Here is a 4,602-nt window from a genome sequence, read left to right on the forward strand (position 1 = left end):
GACGCCGTAGAGGCGGTCCCCGGCGTCGCCGAGGCCGGGGACGATGTAGCCCTGCTCGTCGAGGCGCTCGTCGACGGCCGCGGTCACCACGGTGACGTGGGCGTGCTCGTCGAAGGCGGCACGGACGACCTCGATGCCCTCGGGGGCGGCGAGCAGGCAGATCGCGGTGACGTCCACGGCGCCGCGGTCCAGCAGGTAGTTGACCGCCGCGACCAGCGTGCCGCCGGTGGCGAGCATCGGGTCCAGGACGTAGCACTGCCGGCCGGAGAGGTCGTCGGGCAACCGGTTGGCGTAGGTGGTCGCCTGCAGCGTCGTCTCGTCGCGGATCATGCCCAGGAAACCGACCTCGGCGGTGGGCAGCAGCCGCACCATGCCGTCGAGCATCCCCAGGCCCGCGCGCAGGATCGGCACGACGATCGGCTTGGGCGAGGTCAGCCGCACGCCGGTGGTGGGGGCGACGGGCGTGGTGACGGGGTGGGGCTCCACGCGCACGTCGCGGGTGGCCTCGTAGGCCAGCAGCGTGACCAGTTCGTCGGCCAGGCGGCGGAAGGTCGGGGAGTCGGTGCTCGCGTCGCGCAGCGCGGTGAGTTTGTGGGCGACGAGGGGGTGGTCGATGACGGAGAGGCGCACGAGGGCACAACCTAGCCGCCACGGGCGTGCTGGCCGTAGCCGCGAACGTCCTGCCACCATGGTCACGTGGCGTACTTCACCGCTGTGCTGACCCCCGACGGCGACGGCTGGCGCTCCGTCGACGTCGACCTCGAAGCAGGTTCGCCGGACGAGCTGGGCGACGTGCTGCGCGGCGCCGTCGGCGACGACGCGGCCGTCCTGGCCGTCCTGGAGCGCGAGGACGAGTGGTTCGCGCTCGTGCGCACCGACGGGGAGGAGGTGCGCGTGTTCGTCTCCGACGCGGTCGCCGCGGCCGACAGCTCCTACGCCGAGCTGTTCACCGAGCTGCCCCCGGCGACGGAGGTCCCGGTGACCGACGGCGACGAGGACGAGGACGACCCCTCGGACGGCGAGGACGGCGAGGACGACGGGGCGGGCGCCCCGGGCGGCGACGCCGGCTCCGCCGCGCGGGCGGCGGGCGTGGCCGAGGCCGTGTGGGCCGGGGACCCGGAGCTGCTGGCGGACCTGGGCTGCCCGGCGGCCGCGCTCACCCGCCTGGCCGAGTCCGGCACGGACCCCTCCGCGGCCACCGTGGAGGTCGGCGAGCTGCTCGGCTTCGCCGACGTGCTGGAGTCCCTGCGCTGAGGGGCCTGGCCCAGCCGCCGCGGTGGGCGACCTGGATGCGCCTGGCCCTGGCGGAGGCGCGCTCGTGCCTGGCGACGGGCGACGTGCCGGTGGGCGCCGTGGTCGTGGACGCCGACGGGCGGGTGCTGGGCACCGGCCGCAACGAGCGCGAGGCGGCGCAGGACCCCACCGCGCACGCGGAGGTGCTGGCGCTGCGCGCGGCGGCGCGCGCGCGCGGGGAGTGGCGGCTGACCGGCTGCACGCTGGTGGTGACGCTGGAGCCGTGCGTGATGTGCGCCGGGGCGCTGGTGCTGGCGCGCGTGGACCGGCTGGTGCTGGGCGCGTGGGACCCGCGGTTCGGCGCGGCCGGCTCGCTGCGCGACGTGGTGCGCGACCGGCGCCTGAACCACGCGGTGGAGGTGGCCGGCGGGGTGCTGGAGCAGGAGTGCTCCGCGCTGCTGGACGGCTTCTTCGCCGAGCGCCGCGGGTGAGCCCGGGGCGGCCCGGCGCACCGGTCGCCACCGTGTATCGTTGCCCGTGGTGGTGTGTCCGAGCGGCCTAAGGAGCACGCCTCGAAAGCGTGTGAGGGGGCGACTCCTCCGTGGGTTCAAATCCCACCGCCACCGCTCGAACGGCGAAGGCCCCCGGCTCCTCGGAGCCGGGGGCCTTCGCCGTGCCCGGGGTGCGCGCGGCTCAGCAGCCGGGCGCCGGCGGCGGTGCGGGCGCGGGCGGCACCGCGAGGGCGTCCTCGCCGAGCAGCTGCTGGTAGCCGTCGCCCAGGGTGAGCTCCACGGCCGTGGCGGCGGGGTCCTCCACCAGCTGCGCCTCGGCGACGCGGGCGGCGGCGGCGCGGGCGGCGGGCAGCAGCCCCGGGGGGTAGCGCACGGACGCGGTGACCGGCCCGGCGTCCACGGGGGCGTTGCCGACGCGGGGGACGGTGAAGCCGCGCCCGCGCAGCTCCTCGGCGACGCCGCCGGCCAGCCCGGTGCGGTCGGTGCCGTTGAGGACCACCACCGAGACCTCCTGCGGCGGCGGCAGCGGCTGCTCGGGGGCCGGCGCGCACGTCGGGGTGGGCGTGGCGGCGCTGCCGCCGCCGGGCTGCCAGCGCCCGGTCCACACCAGCGCCGCCCCGCCGCCGACGGCCAGGACGAGCAGCACGACGAGCGCGAAGACGACGCGCTGGCGGCGCTGGCGGCGCAGCCGCTTGCGGTGCAGGCGCTCGTAGGAGGCCTCGTCGAGGTCCCCGCCGTCCTCGGGCACCACGCCGGTGCCGTGCCGGGCGCCGTCGTCGGCCTGCCGGCCGTCGGGCTCGCTGTCGTCGTCCACGGTCCCCCTCCGCTCAGTCCGGCAGCGTCAGCACGCGGGCGTGCAGCACCTGGCGCTGGTGCAGCGCGGCGCGCACGGCGCGGTGCAGCCCGTCCTCCAGGTACATCCGCCCCCGCCACTCCACGACGTGGGCGAACAGGTCGCCGAAGAAGGTGGAGTCGTCGGCGAGCAGGGCGTCCAGGTCCAGGGTGCGCCGGGTGGTGGTCAGCTCGTCGAGGCGGACCTGGCGCGGGGGCACCGCGGACCACTGGCTGGTCGTCTCGTACCCGTGCTCGGGGTAGGGGCGCCCCTCGCCGACCGCCTGGAAGATCACGGTGGGTGAGTCTAGGCGGCGCGGCGCACCGGGCGCGGCAGGACGCGCGAGCCGCTGGCTGCCACGGCCCGTGGCCGGCGGGGCCGGGCGCCGTGCCGGGCGCCGTGCCGGGCGCCGGGAACGACGAGGGGCCCGGCCCCGCTGCTGCGGGTCCGGGCCCCTCGGCCGGCGGAGGATGCGGGATTTGAACCCGCGAGGGCGTTAACCCAACACGCTTTCCAAGCGTGCGCCATAGGCCACTAGGCGAATCCTCCAGTGCCCCCAGCGTAGCGCGCCCGGACGGGTGCCCTCGACCCCGGGTGCGCCGCACCCCGCGGCCGGCGGCGGGAGCGGCGCAGCGGGCGGTGCCGGCCGCACGCGGTTGGACCGCACCCCGGAGCGCCCCGTACAGTGGTCGCAGACCCCTCGTGCGGCGTCATCCAGCTGAACCCCCCCAGGGCCGGAAGGCAGCAAGGGTAGGCGGGCTCTGGCGGGTGCGCGAGGGGTCCCTTCGTCCCCGGCCGGGCTGTCACCGGGCCGGGTTAGCCTCGGGGTCGTGACGAGCGCCCTGTACCGCCGCTACCGGCCCGAGAGCTTCGCGGAGGTCATCGGGCAGGAGCACGTCACCGTGCCGCTGTCGCAGGCCCTGGCCAAGGGCCGCGTCACCCACGCCTACCTCTTCTCCGGCCCGCGCGGCTGCGGCAAGACCACCAGCGCCCGCATCCTGGCCCGCTGCCTGAACTGCGCGGCCGGGCCCACGCCGACGCCGTGCGGCACCTGCGGCTCCTGCCGCGACCTGGCCAACGGCGGCCCGGGCAGCGTGGACGTGGTGGAGATCGACGCGGCCAGCCACGGCGGCGTCGACGACGCCCGCGAGCTGCGCGAGCGGATCTCCTTCGCCCCGGCGCGCGACCGCTTCAAGGTCTACATCCTCGACGAGGCGCACATGGTCACCCCGCAGGGCTTCAACGCCCTGCTGAAGACCGTCGAGGAGCCGCCGCCGCACGTGAAGTTCGTCTTCGCCACCACGGAGCCGGACAAGGTCCTCACCACGATCCGCTCGCGCACCCACCACTACCCGTTCCGGCTGGTGCCGCCGGCCCGGCTGAGCTCCTACCTGGCCGAGCTGGCCGAGCGCGAGGGCGTGGAGGTCGGCAAGGGCGTGCTGCCGCTGGTGGTGCGCGCCGGCGGCGGGTCCGTGCGCGACTCGCTGTCCGTGCTGGACCAGCTCATCGCCGGGGCGGGCGAGGAGGGCGTCACCTACGACGTGGCGGTCTCACTGCTGGGCTACACCCACGCCTCCCTGCTGGACGACGTCGTGGAGGCGATCGCCGCCGGGGACGGCGCGACCGTCTTCCGCGCCGTGGAGCGGGTGGTGGAGTCCGGCCAGGAGCCGCGCCGCTTCGCCGACGACCTGCTGCAGCGGCTGCGCGACCTCGTGGTCGTCGCCGCGGTGGGCGAGGGCGCCGCCGACGCGCTGGCGGTGCCCGAGGACGCGCTGGAGCGGCTGCGCGCGCAGGCCGCGCACCTGGGGCGCGCGGAGGTGTCGCGCGCGGCGGACGTGGTGGCCGCCGGGCTGGAGCAGATGACGGGCGCGACCTCGCCGCGCCTGCAGCTGGAGCTGCTGTGCGCGCGCCTGCTGCTGCCCGGGGCGGACGCCGACGGCGGGCTCGGCCCGCGCCTGGAGCGGCTGGAGCGCCGGCTGGCGGCGGGGCTGCCGGTCGCCGCCGCCCCCTCCCCCGCGCCCCTCG

6 protein-coding genes, 2 tRNA genes and 1 other RNA gene are annotated in these 4,602 nt (G+C 76.9%); 5 read left to right on the forward strand and 4 right to left on the reverse strand.

Annotated features, from left to right (window positions below):
• Nucleotides 1-630, reverse strand: a 630-nt coding sequence (gene upp, locus GTR00_RS15060; RefSeq protein ID WP_166612417.1) for a uracil phosphoribosyltransferase, incomplete at its 3' end; no start/stop codon positions are given.
• 66 nt (nt 631-696) lie between these two features.
• Between upp and GTR00_RS15065 the strand changes: the two genes are divergently transcribed.
• From GTR00_RS15065 to GTR00_RS15075, 3 genes are all read left to right on the forward strand, one after another.
• Nucleotides 697-1,254 carry a tRNA adenosine deaminase-associated protein gene (locus GTR00_RS15065; protein WP_166612418.1) on the forward strand — a complete coding sequence of 186 codons (558 nt, stop codon included), beginning with the start codon at nt 697-699 and terminating at the stop codon, nt 1,252-1,254.
• A 35-nt stretch (nt 1,255-1,289) separates the two neighbouring features.
• Nucleotides 1,290-1,724, forward strand: a complete 435-nt coding sequence (gene tadA / locus GTR00_RS15070; protein ID WP_166612419.1) for a tRNA adenosine(34) deaminase TadA — start codon at nt 1,290-1,292, stop codon at nt 1,722-1,724.
• 48 nt (nt 1,725-1,772) lie between these two features.
• A tRNA-Ser gene (locus GTR00_RS15075) sits at nt 1,773-1,859 on the forward strand.
• Nucleotides 1,860-1,926: 67 nt separating this feature from the next.
• Here GTR00_RS15075 and GTR00_RS25905 read toward each other — a convergent pair.
• The 3 genes from GTR00_RS25905 to GTR00_RS15090 form a co-directional block, all read right to left on the reverse strand.
• Entirely contained in the window at nt 1,927-2,559 is a 633-nt protein-coding gene (locus tag GTR00_RS25905; RefSeq protein ID WP_166612420.1) for a LytR C-terminal domain-containing protein, read from the reverse strand.
• Between the two features lie 13 nt (nt 2,560-2,572).
• Complete coding sequence (locus GTR00_RS15085; RefSeq protein WP_166612421.1) at nt 2,573-2,872, reverse strand: type II toxin-antitoxin system VapB family antitoxin; 300 nt, start codon at nt 2,870-2,872, stop codon at nt 2,573-2,575.
• Between the two features lie 169 nt (nt 2,873-3,041).
• Nucleotides 3,042-3,126: transfer RNA gene (locus tag GTR00_RS15090), tRNA-Ser, on the reverse strand.
• Nucleotides 3,127-3,268: 142 nt separating this feature from the next.
• Here GTR00_RS15090 and ffs point away from each other — a divergent pair.
• Together ffs and GTR00_RS15100 are read left to right on the forward strand one after the other, a co-directional pair.
• An RNA gene (ffs, locus tag GTR00_RS15095) (signal recognition particle sRNA small type) lies at nt 3,269-3,365 on the forward strand.
• Between the two features lie 42 nt (nt 3,366-3,407).
• Nucleotides 3,408-4,602, forward strand: a 1,195-nt coding sequence (locus GTR00_RS15100) for a DNA polymerase III subunit gamma and tau (protein WP_166612422.1), incomplete at its 3' end; no start/stop codon positions are given.

The organism is Kineococcus indalonis, from assembly GCF_009906395.1.
GTDB classification, from domain to species: Bacteria; Actinomycetota; Actinomycetes; order Actinomycetales; family Kineococcaceae; genus Kineococcus; species Kineococcus indalonis.

Excerpts from the sequence above, each read along its gene's own strand:
- tadA (WP_166612419.1), top strand. The coding sequence starts at position 1,290 with ATGCGCCTGGCCCTGGCGGAGGCGCGCTCGTGCCTGGCGACGGGCGAC.